Here is a 17,098-nt window from a genome sequence, read left to right on the forward strand (position 1 = left end):
TTTCCGTAAATGGCTGGATGCCGCGCTGCTTCTGGCTTGTGTGCATAAGTCGCGGTTGCGCTGAAACTGGTTTCAGAAAGAGATAATGACGCTGAAGTTAATTAACTTCGGGGAAAGTTGCATCGGCTTAATAGGGGTGCTGAATAATCGCGACGCGCGGAAATATTATTCTACGTAAGTAATCATTTCAGCGATGATTAATTTCCTCCGAAACTGCATTTCATTTCTTTGACGCTCTTCCGGGATCGCTTTTTCAGCGAAGCGCACACTCACACAGTGGCCTCGATCACACTTTTATGCTCATCCCCGCTACTCCTCCCTGTCTAATCCCCGACAGGAGGAGGAAGAGGCGCAATGAGCCAGGCACACTAGCGTTAAATGTTTTTACTCTCTACAGGATGCCGATTCCCTATGTCACAGCCTACTTTCAACAAAGCTCAATTTCAGGCTGCCCTGACACGTCAGTGGCAGCGTTTTGGCCTTCATGCTGCAAACGAAATGACGCCTCACCAGTGGTGGCAGGCGGTGAGCGGGGCGCTCGCAGAGCAGCTGGACGCTCAGCCTGTGACGAAGCCCGTGAAAGGCCAGCGTCACGTCAACTACATTTCAATGGAGTTCCTGATTGGCCGTCTGACGGGTAACAATCTGCTGAACCTTGGCTGGTATCAGGAGGTCGGTGACGTGCTGAAAGAACACGACATCAACCTGACCGATCTGCTGGAAGAAGAGATTGATCCGGCGCTGGGTAACGGCGGTCTGGGACGTCTGGCAGCCTGTTTCCTGGATTCCATGGCAACCGTGGGCCAGTCGGCGATTGGCTATGGCCTGAACTATCAGTACGGCCTGTTCCGTCAGTCATTTGCCGACGGCCATCAGATGGAAGCGCCAGACGACTGGCACCGCAATACCTATCCGTGGTTCCGCCACAACGCGCAGCTGGATGTGCAGGTCGGGATTGGCGGGAAAGTCACGAAGCAGGGACTCTGGGAACCGGCGTTCACCATTACCGGTGAAGCCTGGGACCTGCCGGTACTCGGCTACCGTAACGGCGTGGCGCAGCCGCTGCGCCTGTGGCAGGCGAAGCACGCGCATCCGTTTAACCTGACCAAATTCAACGACGGTGATTTCCTGCGCGCCGAGCAGCAGGGGATCGACGCCGAGAAGCTGACCAAAGTCCTCTACCCGAACGATAATCATCTGGCGGGTAAAAAGCTGCGTCTGATGCAGCAGTACTTCCAGTGCGCCTGCTCCGTGGCGGATATTCTGCGTCGCCACCACCTGGCGGGCCGCAAGCTGGCTCAGCTGCCGGACTTCGAAGTTATTCAGCTTAACGACACGCATCCGACCATTGCGATCCCGGAGCTGCTGCGCGTGCTGATCGACGAGCATCAGCTGAGCTGGGACGACGCCTGGGCCATTACCAGCCGCACCTTCGCCTACACCAACCACACCCTGATGCCGGAAGCGCTCGAGTGCTGGGATGAGAAGCTGGTGAAAACGCTGCTGCCGCGCCATATGCAGATCATCAACAAGATTAACGACCAGTTCAAAACGCTGGTGGAGAAAACCTGGCCGGGCGATAAGGCCGTCTGGGCGAAGCTGGCCGTTGTGCACGACAAGCAGGTGCGCATGGCGAACATGTGCGTGGTCAGCGGCTTTGCGGTGAACGGCGTGGCCGCGCTGCACTCGGATCTGGTGGTGAAAGATCTCTTCCCGGAATACCACCAGCTGTGGCCGACCAAATTCCATAACGTGACCAACGGCATCACGCCGCGTCGCTGGATTAAGCAGTGCAACCCGCTGCTGGCCGGCCTGCTGGACAAGACCCTGAAGAAAGAGTGGGCCAACGACCTGGACCAGCTCATCAACCTGGAAAAACAGGCCGACAACGCGAAGTTCCGCGAGCAGTACCGCGCCATTAAGCTGGAGAACAAGGTTCGTCTGGCCGAGTTTGTGAAAATGCGCACCGGAATTGAGATCAACCCGAATGCGATTTTCGATATCCAGATCAAACGACTGCACGAGTACAAACGTCAGCACCTGAACCTGCTGCACATTCTGGCGCTGTACAAAGAGATCCGCGAGAACCCGCAGGCCGACCGCGTCCCGCGCGTGTTCCTGTTCGGTGCGAAAGCGGCGCCGGGCTACTACCTGGCGAAAAACATTATCCTTGCCATTAATAAAGTGGCGGCGGCGATCAACAGCGATCCGAAAGTGGGCGACAAGCTGAAGGTGGTGTTCCTGCCGGACTACTGCGTTTCTGCGGCTGAAATGCTGATCCCGGCGGCGGATATTTCCGAGCAGATCTCTACCGCCGGTAAAGAAGCGTCCGGTACCGGCAACATGAAGCTGGCCCTGAACGGCGCGCTGACCGTCGGCACGCTGGACGGTGCGAACGTCGAAATTGCCGAGAAGGTCGGCGAAGAGAACATCTTTATCTTCGGCCATACTGTTGAAGAAGTGAAAGCCATCAAAGCCAAAGGGTACGACCCGGTGAAATGGCGTAAAAAAGACAAAGTGCTGGATGCGGTGCTCAAAGAGCTGGAAAGCGGGAAGTACAGCGACGGCGACAAGCACGCGTTTGACCAGATGCTGCACAGCATGGACAAACAGGGCGGCGACCCGTACCTGGTGATGGCTGACTTCTCGGCTTACGTTGAAGCGCAGAAGCAGGTCGACGTGCTGTATCGCGACCAGGATGCCTGGACCCGCGCGTGTATCCTGAACACCGCGCGCTGCGGTATGTTCAGCTCTGACCGCTCAATCCGTGATTATCAGGCTCGTATCTGGCAGGCAAAACGCTAAGGAAGCGCGATGGAGAGTAAACGTCTGGACAGTGCCGCGCAGGCGGCGGGAATTAGCCTCAGTTACATCAATGCGCACGGCAAACCGCAGTCTATTGGTGCGGACACCAAAAGACGTTTGCTGGATGCCATGCACAAAACCGACGCGAAAGCGTCGGGTGCGCCGGTGCCGAACGTCAAGGTCTTTACCGCAGGCAAAAAGATGCCGCTGGCGGTGGAAGGGCGCGGCGAGTTCAGTTGGCTGCTCACCACCGAAGAGGGGCATCAGCACAAAGGCCATGCCACCGGCGGCAAAACCCTTAACCTTCCGGCGAAGCTGCCGGAGGGCTACCACACGCTTACGCTGACCCGGGACGACCAGCGTTTTCACTGTCGGGTGATTGTGGCGCCAAAGCGCTGCTATGAGCCGCAGGCGCTGCGTGAAGGCAAAAAGCTGTGGGGCGCCTGCGTGCAGCTCTATACCCTGCGTTCGGACAGCAACTGGGGCATTGGTGATTTTGGCGACCTGAAAAAGATGCTGGCATCTGTTGGTGAGCGCGGCGGCGCGTTCATCGGCCTCAACCCGATCCACGCCCTCTATCCGGCGAATCCGGAAAGCGCCAGCCCGTACAGCCCGTCTTCCCGTCGCTGGCTGAACGTGATTTACATCGACGTTAACGCGTTAGACGATTTCAAAAACAGCAAAGAGGCGCAGGCGTGGTGGAAGCTTGAAACCACGCAACAGCTGCTGAAACAAGCCCGCGATGCGGACTGGGTTGATTACGCCTCCGTTACCGCGCTGAAAATGGCGGCTCTGCGTCTGGCCTGGAAGGGCTTTGCGAAGCGTGACGACGAGCAGATGGCAGCCTTCCGCCAGTTTGTGATGCAGGAAGGCGAGAGCCTTTACTGGCAGGCAGCGTTTGATGCGCTGCATGCGTATCAGGTTCAGGAGGACGAGATGCGCTGGGGCTGGCCGGTGTGGCCGGAAGCCTATCAGTCCGTTGATACCCCGGAAGTGAAGGCATTCTGTGAGACGCATGCCGACGAGGTGGATTTCTATCTCTGGTTGCAGTGGCTGGCGTACAGCCAGTTTGCCGCCTGCTGGCAGGTGAGCCAGGGCTATAACATGCCGATCGGGTTGTATCGCGATCTGGCCGTCGGCGTGGCGGAAGGCGGGGCGGAAACCTGGTGTGACCGTGAACTTTACTGCCTGAAAGCTTCTGTGGGGGCGCCGCCGGATATTCTGGGCCCGCTTGGTCAGAACTGGGGCTTACCGCCGATGGATCCGCACGTGATGGCGGCGCGTGCCTACGAGCCGTTTATCGACCTGCTGCGCGCTAACATGAAGAACTGCGGTGCGTTGCGTATCGACCACGTGATGTCCGTGCTGCGCCTGTGGTGGATCCCGTACGGTGAAACGGCTGACCACGGGGCGTACGTGCAGTATCCGGTGGACGACCTGCTCTCAATCCTCGCGCTGGAGAGTAAACGTCATCAGTGCATGGTGATTGGCGAAGATCTCGGTACCGTGCCGGTGGAAATTGTCAGCAAGCTCCGCGACAGCGGGGTTTACTCCTACAAAGTGCTCTATTTTGAAAACGACCATGAGAAAACCTTCCGCGCGCCGAAAGCGTACCCTGAACAGTCAATGGCAGTCGCGACGACGCATGATCTTCCTACGCTCAGAGGCTACTGGGAAAGCGGCGACCTGACGCTCGGCAAAACGCTGGGTCTCTACCCGGATGAAGAGGTTCTGCGTGGGCTGTATCAGGATCGCGAGCTGGCGAAGCAGGGGTTGCTGGATGCGCTGCATAAGCATGGCTGTCTGCCGAAGCGCGCCGGGCATAAGGCGTCGCTGATGTCGATGACGCCAACGCTTAACCGTGGCTTACAGCGCTATATTGCCGACAGCAACAGCGCGTTGCTCGGTCTGCAACCGGAAGACTGGATTGATATGGCGGAGCCGGTAAACATCCCCGGCACCAGCTATCAGTACAAAAACTGGCGTCGCAAGCTGTCCACAACGCTTGAAGCGATGTTTGCCGATGACGGGGTGAACAGGTTGATTAAGGATTTGGATAAACGGCGAAAAGCAGCAGCGAAGAAGTGATAAAAAACCCGCCAGTGGCGGGTTTTTTATTGCCCGGTGGCGCTAACGCTTACCGGGCCTACGTGCATTAAGTAGGTCGGGTAAGGCATAGCCGCCACCCGACTTAATACATCAAACCACCATATTCAACAGCAGCACCCCGACCAGACCGCACACCGAAATAATGGTTTCCAGCGCGGACCAGGACTTGATGGTTTCACCGATGGTCAGGTTGAAGTACTCCTTGAACAGCCAGAAGCCCGGATCGTTCACGTGGGAGAAAATCACGCTACCGGAACCGACCGCAATAACCATCAGCTCAGGGCTTACGCCCGTGGTCGCAATCAGCGGCGCAACGATACCGCCCGCGGTAATCGCCGCAACGGTCGCAGAGCCCAGCGCGATACGCAACACCGCGGCAATAGACCATGCCATCAGCAGCGGGGAGACGTTGGTTTCATGCATCATGGCCGCGATGTATTTATCCACGCCGCTGTCGACCAGCACCTGCTTGAACGCGCCGCCACCGCCGATGATCAGCAGCATCATGGCAATGATTTTGATGGAAGAAGTCAGCGTGTCGTTGATCTGATCCATGGAACGGCCACGGTTAAGACCGAAGGTGAACATGGCGATCAGGACCGCAATCAGCGTCGCCATCACCGGGTCGCCCAGGAACTCCGCAACGGACAGGAACGCGTGACCTTTCGGCAGAACCATCTCTGCTATGGCACGCATCGCCATCAGGATCACCGGTACCAGTGAGGTCCAGACGCTGACGCCAAAGCCTGGCATCTCTTCTTCAGTAAAGGTTTTGGCGCTATACAGCCCTTCCGGGATAGGCTTATCAATGCCTTTCAGGAAGCGCGCATACACCGGGCCTGCCAGAATCACCGTCGGGATCGCCAGAATCGTACCAAACAGCAGGGTTTTACCCATATCGGCATGGAAGATGGTGGCGATAGCCGTTGGGCCCGGGTGCGGCGGCAGGAAACCGTGGGTGACGGACAGCGCCGCAGCCATCGGCACACCCACGAACAGCAGCGGGATGTTGGCGGCAGCGGCGATGGTGAACACCAGCGGCAGCATCAGCACGAAGCCCACTTCATAGAACAGCGCGAAACCGACGGTAAAACCGGTTAACACCACCGCCCATTGAATGTTCTTCTTACCAAATTTGTCGATCAGCGTGGTGGCAATACGCTGTGCGCCACCGCAGTCCGCGAGCATTTTACCGAGCATGGCGCCGAAGCCCATGATCAGCGCCAGGCTGCCGAGCGTACCGCCGACACCGGCTTTAATGGAGCTGATAACTTTAACCAGCGGCATTCCCTGCATCAGACCGACTGCAAGTGCCACCAGAACCAGAGCGATAAATCCGTTCATTTTGAAGCGGATCATCAAGAGCAGTAATAACACAACACCGATAGCGACGATGACTAATGGCATGATTGACCTGGCCTTTGAATTGTTATGGGTAACGTCATTGTTTCAACGACAAATTCCGGTTGTCCCAACTGGGAACAGAGTGTTAACGGCACTCATACTGATGCCTGCGAAAACGTTAAGTTTAGTCGGCTGTTATAAGGGTGTTGAGTGCCCACGAGAATGATACGGGTAACATGATGTGATTGAGAATCACCCAGGCAGGTAAAATTTAAATTATGAGACGCAGGTCAACATACAGAGGGGGAGGCAAGAAAAAGTAGGCCCGGTAAGCGCAGCGCCACCGGGCAATACAGACGGGTACTGAATCAGTAGTAAGAGTGCTCGCCGCGCTGGTGCTCGGTCAGATCGCGCACGCCTTTCAGTTCCGGGAATTCGTTCAGCAGCTGCTTCTCGATCCCTTCTTTCAGGGTTACATCAACCATGGAGCAGCCGTTACAGCCGCCGCCGAATTGCAGGATCGCCAGACCATCTTCGGTGATTTCCATCAGGGAAACACGTCCCCCGTGGCCGGCCAGCTGCGGGTTGATCTGCGATTGCAGCAGATATTCCACACGCTCCATCAGCGGGGCATCGTCAGAGACTTTACGCATCTTCGCGTTTGGCGCCTTCAGCGTCAGCTGAGAACCCAGCTGGTCAGTGACGAAATCAATCTCCGCATCTTCAAGATACGGCGCGCTCAGCTCATCAACGTACGCGGTGAGCTGTTCAAATTTAAGGGCAGTGTCAGTTGCTTCCACAGCATCCGGAGGACAATAAGAGACACCACATTCTGCATTCGGAGTGCCTGGATTGATCACAAACACGCGGATCTGCGTCCCTTCTTCCTGATTTGCCAGCAGTTTGGCAAAGTGCGCTTGTGCAGAATCGGAAATACGGATCATAGCTTTGGCCTAATAGTTGACTAAATTACCTGGGTATAATCATACGCCCATTGAAGAAGGGCTACAAGGTACGGCACAGACACCATACCTGAACTGACGCGGCGCCGCTTTGCAAAAGCAGTCGGGAAAGTTCAGCCACGGTACTGCCCGTGGTGACGACATCATCCACAATCGCGATATGGAGGCCGTTGACCGGCAATTCAAGGCGAAAGGCGTTTTTCAGGTTCCTTTTGCGCGACCGGGCGTTGAGCCGGTGCTGAACGGCAGTGGCATGAGTACGTTTCAGCGCAGAGGCGGGGTACCGGCAACCCAGCCAGCGGGCAAGCGGACGACACAGCAGGTCGCTCTGATTGTATCCCCGCCGCCAGTGCCGACGCTGAAACAGTGGCACGTTCACAAGCGTGTCGACCGGCGGCAGCCCGCGCGTTCTTCGCGCCTGTAATACCGCCAGTAACAACAGGCGTGCCAGGGGCTGCGCCAGTGCAGTCTGGCTGGAAAACTTAAACTGATGAACCAGACGACTCAGCGGCAAAACGTAATCATCCACCGCCACCAGCGCGCTCCACGGCGGCGCTTTTTTCAGGCAACGGCCGCAGGGGAGCGTCTGGCTTACGGCAGGCAAGCCGCATTGCGGACAGCCCTTCAGGTAACCCAGTGCTCGCGTACAAACGGAACAGACGCCCCACGCGCTCATCGCAAGTGGCATTCGGCATAGCCAGCACAAGCCGGGCACTGTTAGCATACGCAACCTCCATGTGAAAAAAGAGAACGTTAACTGATGAAGACGCTGTGGTGGCAGACCGTTGGGACGGGAAATTGTCATCTTGTGCTGCTGCACGGATGGGGACTGAACGCCGAAGTGTGGCGTTGCATAAGTGAGGAACTGGCCTCGCAATTCACGGTACACCTGGTGGATCTACCGGGCTATGGCCGCAGCCACGGCTACGGCGCGATGACGCTCGACGACATGGCGGAGCAGGTTCTGGAAGCGGCGCCGCAAAAAGCCGTCTGGCTCGGCTGGAGCCTGGGGGGGCTGGTGGCAAGCCAGATTGCGCTGCGCCATCCTGAGCGGGTCCAGGCGCTGATCACCGTTGCCTCATCACCCTGTTTCAGCGCCCGCGAGGCGTGGCCGGGCATCAAACCTGAGGTGCTGGCCGGGTTCCAGCATCAGCTGAGCGAAGACTTCCAGCGGACGGTGGAGCGTTTCCTGGCATTACAGACGATGGGAACAGAAACCGCCCGTCAGGATGCGCGGACGCTGAAGCAGACGGTGCTTTCTCTGCCGATGCCGGAGGTTGAGGTGCTGAACGGAGGGCTGGAAATCCTGAAAACGGTCGATCTGCGCGAGCCGCTGGCGTCGTTAACGGTGCCGCATCTGCGTATTTATGGCTATCTGGATGGACTGGTTCCGCGCAAGGTGGTTCCGCTGCTGGATGCGCTGTGGCCGGAGAGTAAATCAATGGTGGTTGCCAAAGCGGCACATGCGCCGTTCATCTCTCATCCTGCTGAGTTTTGTTCGGCGCTGTCCGGTTTTATCAGCGAAGCGTCCACCACTCCCTGAGACAGGCTTTACCTTCAGGACAACTCTTACAACTGCCGGACAGACAACCGTCCGGCTCTTCCTGAATGCGCACGGCTTTCCCCATGGCCTCCAGCCTTTCCAGCATGGCATCGATCATCGGCTGCGGCGTATGCAGGCTGAGGCTGAGCTGCTTCGCCTCCATTCGTCCCTGTAACGCCAGTAAGTCACGAACCTGAATCAACGATGCCATCTTTTTTCCCCTCAGTGACAGTCGCCCGCAGGGCTGCTACAGCAGGTCGTCGGGGTTTTGCGCGTTGCCAGCAGGTTAACGTCAACGCGGCTACGCGCCCGGCGCAGCAGGCCAATCACCATCACGTTAAACAGGATCACCGCGAGGATACAGACCAGGCTGTAGCGCGGATGCTGGCTGTAATTGACGGCCTGATAAAACACGGTTGCCAGCGAGTAGGCAATGTTCAGCCCCCACAGAATGGAGAAGCCCATCCAGCCGCGGCTGGACTCACGGGCAATGGCGCCCATGACCGAGATGCACGGAATATAGAGCAGGACGAAGATCAGGTAGCTGTAGGCCGCCGACGCGCTGCCAAATTTCTGGCCCATCACGCCCATTGCTCCGGTCGCCATTTCGCCGTCGCCTTTGCTGGCTTCAATCGGGTTCGCCAGTACGCTCAGGCTGAAGGTGTCTTTCAGGCTCTGCCAGGTTTCTTCCACCGCGCCAAGCAGTTCATCGCCGAGGTTGAACGCTGCCGGATTAAACTCCTCTTCCTGGATGTTTTCCGCGGTGTAAAGCGTGTTCAGGGTGCCGACAACCACCTCTTTTGCCATCGCGCCGGTGAACAGGCCCACGGTTGCCTGCCAGTTGTCTTCCTGAACGCCAATCGGTTTGAAGACCGGCGTAATGATCCGGCTGACGGAGGCCAGGGCAGAGTCATTAATGTTGTCCGCGGCCTGGCCGCTCAGAGTGAAGCTGTTCAGGGCGCTCAGGAAAATGCTGACCACCACAATCACCTTACCGGCGCGCAGAACGAAGCCCTTCAGGCGCTGCCATGTCTGAATAATCAGGCTTTTCAGATGCGGAACGTGATAAACCGGCAGTTCCATCACGAACGGCGACGCTTCGCCACGCATGATGGTGTGCTTCAGCATCAGGCCGGTGAGAATAGCCATCACGATACCCAGCACATACAGGGAGAAGACGGCCAGCGCCCCTTCCTGACCAAAGAACGCCGCGGCAAAGACCGCGAAGATCGCCAGCCGCGCGCCGCAGGACATGAACGGCGCCATCATGATGGTCATCAGGCGTTCGCGCGGGGCATCCAGCGTACGCGCGCCCATGACTGACGGCACGTTACAGCCAAAGCCGACAATCAGCGGCACGAAGGATTTGCCCGGCAGCCCCAGCGCCTGCATCAGGCGGTCCATCACGAAGGCGGCGCGCGCCATGTAACCGGAATCCTCAAGGAAGGAGAGGAACAGGTACATCATGCCGATCTGCGGCACCAGCGGCAGGACGGTATTGATCCCGCCGCCGATCCCCTGCGCAAGGAAGATGGTCAACCATTCCGGGAAGTGGAGGGTGTAGCCCAGCCACTGAATACCGTGCACGAAGATAGCGACAGAGCCGCCATCAAAGATAGGTTGTAATGCACCGCCGATGTTAATGGCGAGCAGGAACATCACATACATCACCAGTAAAAAGATCGGCAAACCGAGGAAGCGGTTGAGCACAATCTTATCCACGGCGGCGGTGAAGCGGCTGGGTTCAGCGGTTAATGCATTGCTGACCACGTCACAGATAGCGGCGATGGCCTGATAGCGCGCATCCGCAATGTGCAGGGCCGGGTCATCCAGCTCGTCGCTAAGGCGAGCCTGTGCGACATCCAGCTTATCCGCCGCATCGCCTGCGTAGGCGCGGCTGTAGATATCGCCTTCCAGCATTTGCAGGCCAAGCCACAGACGTTGTCTGGCGGGCATGCTGTTATCCATCTCCTGCGCCAGCTGCCCGGCTTCGCGCAGCAGCGGCTGGGCGTAGTGCACCAGTTCGACGTCGGCATTGCCCGTGTGGCGGTCAATCGCCAGCTTCAGGGCGTCAATGCCGCGCGCGCGGGTAGAAACCAGCGGAACCACCGGGCAGCCCAGACGGGCGGAGAGGGCATCGACGTCGATGCGCAGCTTTTGCTTCTCCGCGATGTCGAGCATGTTAAGCGCCACGATGCAGGGAATACCCAGCTCCAGCAGCTGTAACGTGAGATACAGATTTCGTTCGAGGTTAGAGGCATCCACTACGTTGATAAGCAGATCCGCGTCGCCGCTCAGAATATAGTGGCAGGCAATTTGCTCATCGAGAGAGGTCTGGGATGAAATCGTGGTGAGGGAATAGGTCCCCGGTAAATCAACCAGCGTGACCTGATTATCTGTCGTGGTGAACTGGCCTTCTTTGCGTTCCACCGTCACGCCTGCCCAATTTCCCACACGCTGGCGTGCGCCAGTTAACTGATTAAATAAGGTTGTCTTGCCGGAATTAGGATTGCCAATTAAGCCAATAGTTAATTTTTTCATTGTAGTAGACTCACTGAAACCGCTGGCTTGTTAACGGGATAAAGATTCAATTTCAATTAATGCGAGATCTTTTTTACGCAGAACCAGATTAACGCGTCGGGTTTCGATATGAACTGGATCGCCCAACGGCGCAACGCGCACAACCTGGAATGATGAGCCGGGTAGCATGCCCAGTGACAGGAGCTTCTGCCGATAGGCCGGGCTTATCTCACGGGTAAAACCGATAATTTTCCACGCACTGTCTGGAGTGAATTGCATAGCGCCTGATTCCACGATAGGTTAAATAATCTACACTGCGATGATAATGAGAATAGTTTTTATCAGCAATAATAAAAATGTGACGGGATGTTGTTAATCGTATTAATTTGCGGTCTGCTTGACCTTGCTCAATATTTTCGAAATTGAGGTGAAAATAAAAAGAGGGCTATTTGTTAATGAGGTGATAATTCGTGGTTTAAATATGGATACAACATATTTATTTTAATTCCCTGCGGCCTGCTTGCCGGGCGGCACTGCGTTTGCCCGGCCTACAAAACCGTAGGCCCGGTAAGCGTCGCGCCACCGGGCATTTACAGCATTAGCGTTTCTTACCCATCGCCGCTGCCAGCGCATCCATCATCGCGCTGTTGCCCGCCGGCTGTGCGTCACGTCCGCGTGGCTTCGCGGCTTTCGCTGCCGGACGCTGCTGTTCACGGCCACCGCCATTACCGCCACGGCGCGCGTTAGTGTCGCCCGGCTGCTCGTCCAGACGCATGGTCAGGGCAATACGCTTGCGCTGGAGATCCACTTCCAGCACTTTCACCTTCACGATGTCGCCCGCTTTGACCACGGTGTGCGGATCTTCAACGAACTTGTCGGCGAGGGAAGAGATATGCACCAGACCATCCTGATGTACGCCGATATCCACAAACGCGCCAAAGTTGGTGACGTTGGTTACCGCCCCCTCCAGCACCATGCCCGGCAGCAGGTCGTTCATGGTTTCTACGCCCTCAGCAAAGGTCGCGGTTTTAAACTCAGGGCGCGGATCGCGGCCCGGTTTTTCCAGCTCTTTGATGATGTCGGTGACCGTCGGCACGCCGAACTGTTCGTCGGTGAAATCCACCGCTTTCAGGTTACGCAGCGCGCTGCTGTCGCCCATCAGGTCTTTCAGCGCCTGCCGGGTGGCGGCCAGGATACGCTCGACAACTGGATAGGCTTCCGGGTGAACGGTAGAGGCATCCAGCGGGTTATCGCCGTGATTGATGCGCAGGAAGCCCGCGCACTGCTCAAATGCTTTTGGCCCCAGACGGCTCACCTTCAGCAGCTGCTGGCGGTTCTGGAACTGACCGTTCTCATCACGCCAGGCGACGATATTCTGCGCCATCATACGGGTCAGGCCCGCCACGCGGGTCAGCAGGGGAACGGAAGCGGTGTTCAGGTCCACGCCGACGGCGTTAACACAGTCTTCCACTACCGCATCCAGCTTGCGCGCCAGCTGCGTCTGGCTCACGTCGTGCTGATACTGGCCCACGCCGATGGATTTCGGGTCAATCTTCACCAGCTCCGCCAGCGGATCCTGCAAACGACGGGCGATAGAGACCGCACCGCGCAGGGAAACGTCCAGATCCGGGAACTCCTGCGCTGCCAGCTCAGAGGCGGAGTAGACCGATGCCCCCGCTTCGCTGACGATCACTTTCTGCGCCGTCACTTTCGGGAACTGCTTCTGCACGTCGAGATAGAAACGTTCGGTTTCGCGGGACGCCGTACCGTTACCGATGGCAACCAGCTCAACGTTGTACTTCTCGCACAGCGCGGCGACGACGACAGCCGCTTTCGCTGCCTGACCGGTGTGCGGGTAAATGGTGTCGGTGGCAACCAGCTTGCCGGTGCCGTCAACCACAGCCACCTTCACGCCGGTACGCAGACCCGGATCGAGACCCATGGTGGCGCGCAGGCCAGCTGGCGCCGCCATCAGCAGGTCGTGCAGGTTACGGGCGAAGACGTTGATCGCTTCGTCTTCGGCGCGCTCGCGCACGGTGCCCATCAGCTCGGTTTCGAGGTGCATCAGAACCTTGATGCGCCAGGTCCAGCTCACCACGCCTTTGCGCCAGCTGTCCGCCGGGGCGTTGTTCAGGCGCAGACCCAGATGGTCGATAATGATCTGCTCGCAGTGACTCTCTTTTGGCGGCTCGTCAAACTGCGGATCGGCATTCAGGGAGAGTTGCAGCACGCCTTCGTTACGGCCGCGGAACATCGCCAGCGCGCGGTGAGACGGCGCGGTAGAAATGGGTTCGTGGTGATCGAAGTAGTCGCGGAATTTCGCGCCTTCTTCCTCTTTGCCGGACACCACGGTGGAGACGATATGCGCGTTCTTCCACAGGTAATCACGCACTTTGGCCAGCAGCGCCGCGTCTTCGGCGAAGCGCTCCATCAGAATATAGCGCGCGCCGTCCAGCGCGGCTTTGGTGTCCGCTACGCCTTTATCGGCGTCGATAAATTTGGCGGCTTCGGTTTCCGGATCGTGAGACGGCTCGTTCCACAGCAGATCGGCCAGTGGCTCAAGGCCGGCTTCGATCGCAATCTGCCCGCGCGTGCGGCGCTTCGGTTTGTACGGCAGATAGAGGTCTTCGAGCTCGGTTTTACTCAGGGTACCGTTAATGGCTTTTTCCAGGTCACTGGTCAGCTTGCCCTGCTCGCCGATAGATTTGAGGATCGCCTGACGTCGGTCTTCCAGCTCGCGCAGATAGCCCAGACGGGTCTCCAGGTTTCGCAGCTGCGTGTCATCCAGACCGCCGGTGACTTCCTTACGATAACGTGCAATAAACGGCACGGTGTTCCCTTCATCAAGCAGGCGAACGGCAGCTTCTACCTGTTCGGCTCTGGCCTGAAGTTCACCCGCAATAATGCGGCAGAGCGACTCTTTCATCATGGTCAGTTCATCTTGTGGATCGAAAATCAGGGGGATAGTTATACGGGCTGACACCAAAAAATGCCAGCCGGGGAGGGCGCTCTCGGACTATTTAACATACTCGATTTCGTTGACGTACCAGCTTGCTTCACCCGCAGGCGTCTGGACAACGGCTAAATCGCCTACCTCTTTTTTCAGCAGGGCGCGGGCCATGGGGGAGTCGATAGAAATGTAATCCTTACGCCCGAAAATTTCATCGTAGCCGACGATACGAAAACGCAGGGTGTCGCCGCTGTCGTTTTCAATTTCGACCCACGCGCCGAAGAAGACTTTACCTTCCTGCTGCGGGGAGTAATCGACAATTTTGAGATTCTCGAGGCACTTCGTCAGGTAGCGTACCCGGCGATCGATTTCGCGCAGCCGCTTTTTATTGTACTGGTAGTCCGCATTCTCGCTGCGGTCGCCCAGGCTTGCTGCCCAGGTGACTTTTTTGGTCACTTCCGGACGCTCTTCGCGCCACAGGTAATCCATCTCTTTTTTGAGTTTCTCGTACCCTTCACGGGTGATCAGAGGCGTTTTCATGGTGCAGCCTTTAATGCCGGTTAACTGTCTTTGCGCACAATACGTAGCGCACAGTGTAACAGACAAGATTAATAATGATTTATGTGATGAAATGAACAGATAAGCTGCTGTTAAATATGCTTTGTAACAATTTCGTCTAGAATTTATACCAGAATTTGCTGGTCGAACCCGTGCACTTTTTTAGAATACGCTGTTCCAGGCTTATCCGAACCTTTGGGAGTACACACAATGCAAGAGAACTACAAAATTCTGGTCGTAGATGACGACATGCGCCTGCGTGCGCTGCTGGAACGTTATCTGACCGAGCAGGGCTTCCAGGTTCGTAGCGTCGCGAACGCGGAACAGATGGATCGTCTGCTGACGCGTGAATCCTTCCACCTGATGGTGTTGGACCTGATGCTGCCTGGCGAAGACGGGCTCTCTATTTGCCGCCGTCTGCGCAGCCAGAGCAACCCGATGCCGATCATCATGGTGACGGCGAAGGGTGAAGAAGTTGACCGCATTGTCGGCCTTGAGATTGGCGCTGATGACTACATTCCAAAGCCGTTTAACCCGCGTGAACTGCTGGCACGTATTCGCGCCGTGCTGCGTCGTCAGGCGAACGAGCTGCCGGGCGCGCCATCTCAGGAAGAGGCCGTCATTGCATTCGGTAAGTTCAAGCTGAACCTCGGCACCCGTGAAATGTTCCGTGAAGATGAGCCAATGCCGCTCACCAGCGGCGAGTTCGCGGTGCTGAAAGCGCTGGTCAGTCACCCGCGTGAGCCGCTCTCCCGTGACAAGCTGATGAACCTGGCGCGTGGTCGTGAATACTCCGCGATGGAGCGTTCTATCGACGTGCAGATCTCTCGTCTGCGCCGTATGGTGGAAGAAGATCCGGCGCATCCTCGTTATATTCAGACCGTGTGGGGTCTGGGCTACGTGTTTGTTCCGGACGGCTCTAAAGCATGAGGCGAATGCGCTTCTCGCCGCGAAGTTCGTTTGCCCGCACGCTGTTATTGATCGTCACCCTGCTGTTTGTCAGTCTGGTGACGACCTACCTGGTGGTGCTGAACTTTGCAATCCTGCCGAGCCTTCAGCAGTTTAATAAGGTGCTGGCATACGAAGTGCGTATGCTGATGACCGACAAACTGCAACTGGAGGACGGCACGCAGTTGGTTGTTCCCCCGGCATTCCGTCGGGAAATCTACCGTGAGCTGGGCATTTCTCTCTACTCGAACGAAGCGGCGGAAGATGCCGGCCTGCGCTGGGCGCAGCACTATGAATTCCTTAGCCAGCAGATGGCGCAGCAGCTTGGCGGCCCGACGGAAGTGCGCGTTGAGGTCAATAAAAGCTCGCCGGTTGTCTGGCTGAAAACCTGGCTGTCACCCAACATCTGGGTGCGCGTTCCGCTCACCGAGATTCATCAGGGCGACTTCTCGCCGCTGTTCCGATACACCCTGGCGATCATGCTGCTGGCCATCGGCGGCGCATGGCTGTTTATTCGTATCCAGAACCGACCGCTGGTCGATCTGGAGCATGCGGCATTGCAGGTCGGTAAAGGTATTATCCCTCCGCCGCTGCGTGAGTATGGCGCATCGGAAGTGCGCTCGGTAACGCGTGCGTTTAACCACATGGCGGCAGGCGTTAAACAGCTGGCGGACGACCGTACGCTGCTGATGGCGGGGGTCAGCCATGACCTTCGCACCCCGTTGACGCGTATCCGGCTGGCAACAGAGATGATGGGCGAGCAGGATGTTTATCTTGCAGAGTCCATCAACAAGGATATCGAAGAGTGTAACGCCATCATCGAGCAGTTTATCGACTACCTGCGCACCGGGCAGGAGATGCCGATGGAGATGGCGGATCTGAACGCGGTTCTGGGCGAAGTGGTTGCCGCCGAAAGCGGCTACGAACGTGAAATTGCGACCGACCTTCAGGCAGGTGAGATTCAGGTACGTATGCATCCGCTCTCCATTAAACGCGCGGTGGCGAATATGGTGGTCAACGCGGCGCGGTACGGCAACGGCTGGATCAAAGTCAGCAGCGGTACGGAACTCAACCGCGCCTGGTTCCAGGTGGAAGACGATGGTCCGGGCATTAAGCCTGAGCAGCGTAAGCACCTGTTCCAGCCATTTGTGCGCGGCGACAGCGCGCGCAGCACCAGCGGAACCGGCTTAGGCCTGGCGATTGTGCAGCGTATTGTTGATAACCATAACGGACTGCTGGAAATTGGCACCAGCGAGCGGGGCGGTTTGAGCATTCGTGCGTGGTTACCGGTGCCGGTTTTACGGGGGCAGGTGAAAGAGAGTTAAAAAAGGGGGGGCCTGATGCCCTCACCCCGGCCCT

Annotated in this window: 13 protein-coding genes; 5 read left to right on the forward strand and 8 right to left on the reverse strand. The window is 57.4% G+C overall.

The window, feature by feature from the left end; all coding sequences use genetic code 11:
• Positions 1-411: 411 nt before the first annotated feature.
• Together malP and malQ are read left to right on the forward strand one after the other, a co-directional pair.
• Positions 412-2,805: a maltodextrin phosphorylase gene (gene malP, locus SK50_RS03335; RefSeq protein ID WP_015571448.1), complete on the forward strand. Its 2,394-nt coding sequence runs from the start codon at positions 412-414 to the stop codon at positions 2,803-2,805.
• 9 nt (positions 2,806-2,814) lie between these two features.
• Positions 2,815-4,893, forward strand: a complete 2,079-nt coding sequence (malQ, locus tag SK50_RS03340) for a 4-alpha-glucanotransferase (RefSeq protein ID WP_017384144.1) — start codon at positions 2,815-2,817, stop codon at positions 4,891-4,893.
• Between the two features lie 111 nt (positions 4,894-5,004).
• Here malQ and gntT read toward each other — a convergent pair whose 3' ends face one another.
• The 3 genes from gntT to gntX form a co-directional block, all read right to left on the reverse strand.
• A complete protein-coding gene (gene gntT, locus SK50_RS03345) occupies positions 5,005-6,321 on the reverse strand; it encodes a gluconate transporter (protein ID WP_017384145.1) in 1,317 nt (438 codons plus the stop codon).
• A gap of 305 nt (positions 6,322-6,626) precedes the next feature.
• Positions 6,627-7,202, reverse strand: coding sequence for a Fe-S biogenesis protein NfuA (nfuA, locus tag SK50_RS03350; protein WP_003861601.1), 576 nt, complete (start codon positions 7,200-7,202; stop codon positions 6,627-6,629).
• Positions 7,203-7,263: 61 nt separating this feature from the next.
• Complete coding sequence (gntX, locus tag SK50_RS03355; protein WP_023304553.1) at positions 7,264-7,944, reverse strand: DNA utilization protein GntX; 681 nt, start codon at positions 7,942-7,944, stop codon at positions 7,264-7,266.
• 36 nt (positions 7,945-7,980) lie between these two features.
• On the opposite strand from gntX, the gene bioH reads away from it, so the two are divergent.
• Complete coding sequence (gene bioH / locus SK50_RS03360) at positions 7,981-8,763, forward strand: pimeloyl-ACP methyl ester esterase BioH (RefSeq protein ID WP_017693858.1); 783 nt, start codon at positions 7,981-7,983, stop codon at positions 8,761-8,763.
• Here bioH and feoC read toward each other — a convergent pair.
• The 5 genes from feoC to greB form a co-directional block, all read right to left on the reverse strand.
• Positions 8,738-8,974, reverse strand: coding sequence for a [Fe-S]-dependent transcriptional repressor FeoC (gene feoC / locus SK50_RS03365; RefSeq protein WP_017384148.1), 237 nt, complete (start codon positions 8,972-8,974; stop codon positions 8,738-8,740). The two genes, bioH and feoC, sit on opposite strands and share 26 nt — an antisense overlap.
• 11 nt (positions 8,975-8,985) lie before the next feature.
• Complete coding sequence (feoB, locus tag SK50_RS03370) at positions 8,986-11,304, reverse strand: Fe(2+) transporter permease subunit FeoB (protein WP_015571442.1); 2,319 nt, start codon at positions 11,302-11,304, stop codon at positions 8,986-8,988.
• 30 nt (positions 11,305-11,334) lie between these two features.
• Positions 11,335-11,562: a ferrous iron transporter A gene (feoA, locus tag SK50_RS03375; RefSeq protein ID WP_015571441.1), complete on the reverse strand. Its 228-nt coding sequence runs from the start codon at positions 11,560-11,562 to the stop codon at positions 11,335-11,337.
• 319 nt (positions 11,563-11,881) lie between these two features.
• Positions 11,882-14,212: a Tex family protein gene (locus tag SK50_RS03380; protein WP_015571440.1), complete on the reverse strand. Its 2,331-nt coding sequence runs from the start codon at positions 14,210-14,212 to the stop codon at positions 11,882-11,884.
• 87 nt (positions 14,213-14,299) lie between these two features.
• Positions 14,300-14,773 carry a transcription elongation factor GreB gene (gene greB, locus SK50_RS03385; RefSeq protein ID WP_017384149.1) on the reverse strand — a complete coding sequence of 158 codons (474 nt, stop codon included), beginning with the start codon at positions 14,771-14,773 and terminating at the stop codon, positions 14,300-14,302.
• A 228-nt stretch (positions 14,774-15,001) separates the two neighbouring features.
• Between greB and ompR the strand changes: the two genes are divergently transcribed.
• Both ompR and envZ read left to right on the forward strand, forming a co-directional pair.
• Positions 15,002-15,721 carry an osmolarity response regulator transcription factor OmpR gene (gene ompR / locus SK50_RS03390; protein WP_001157751.1) on the forward strand — a complete coding sequence of 240 codons (720 nt, stop codon included), beginning with the start codon at positions 15,002-15,004 and terminating at the stop codon, positions 15,719-15,721.
• A complete protein-coding gene (gene envZ, locus SK50_RS03395; RefSeq protein WP_048229094.1) occupies positions 15,718-17,064 on the forward strand; it encodes a two-component system sensor histidine kinase EnvZ in 1,347 nt (448 codons plus the stop codon). The genes ompR and envZ overlap by 4 nt, the downstream gene beginning before the upstream one ends.
• The last annotated feature ends 34 nt before the right edge of the window (positions 17,065-17,098 follow it).

It is taken from the genome of Enterobacter sp. BWH64, from assembly GCF_001037645.1.
GTDB lineage: Bacteria > Pseudomonadota > Gammaproteobacteria > Enterobacterales > Enterobacteriaceae > Enterobacter > Enterobacter hormaechei_C.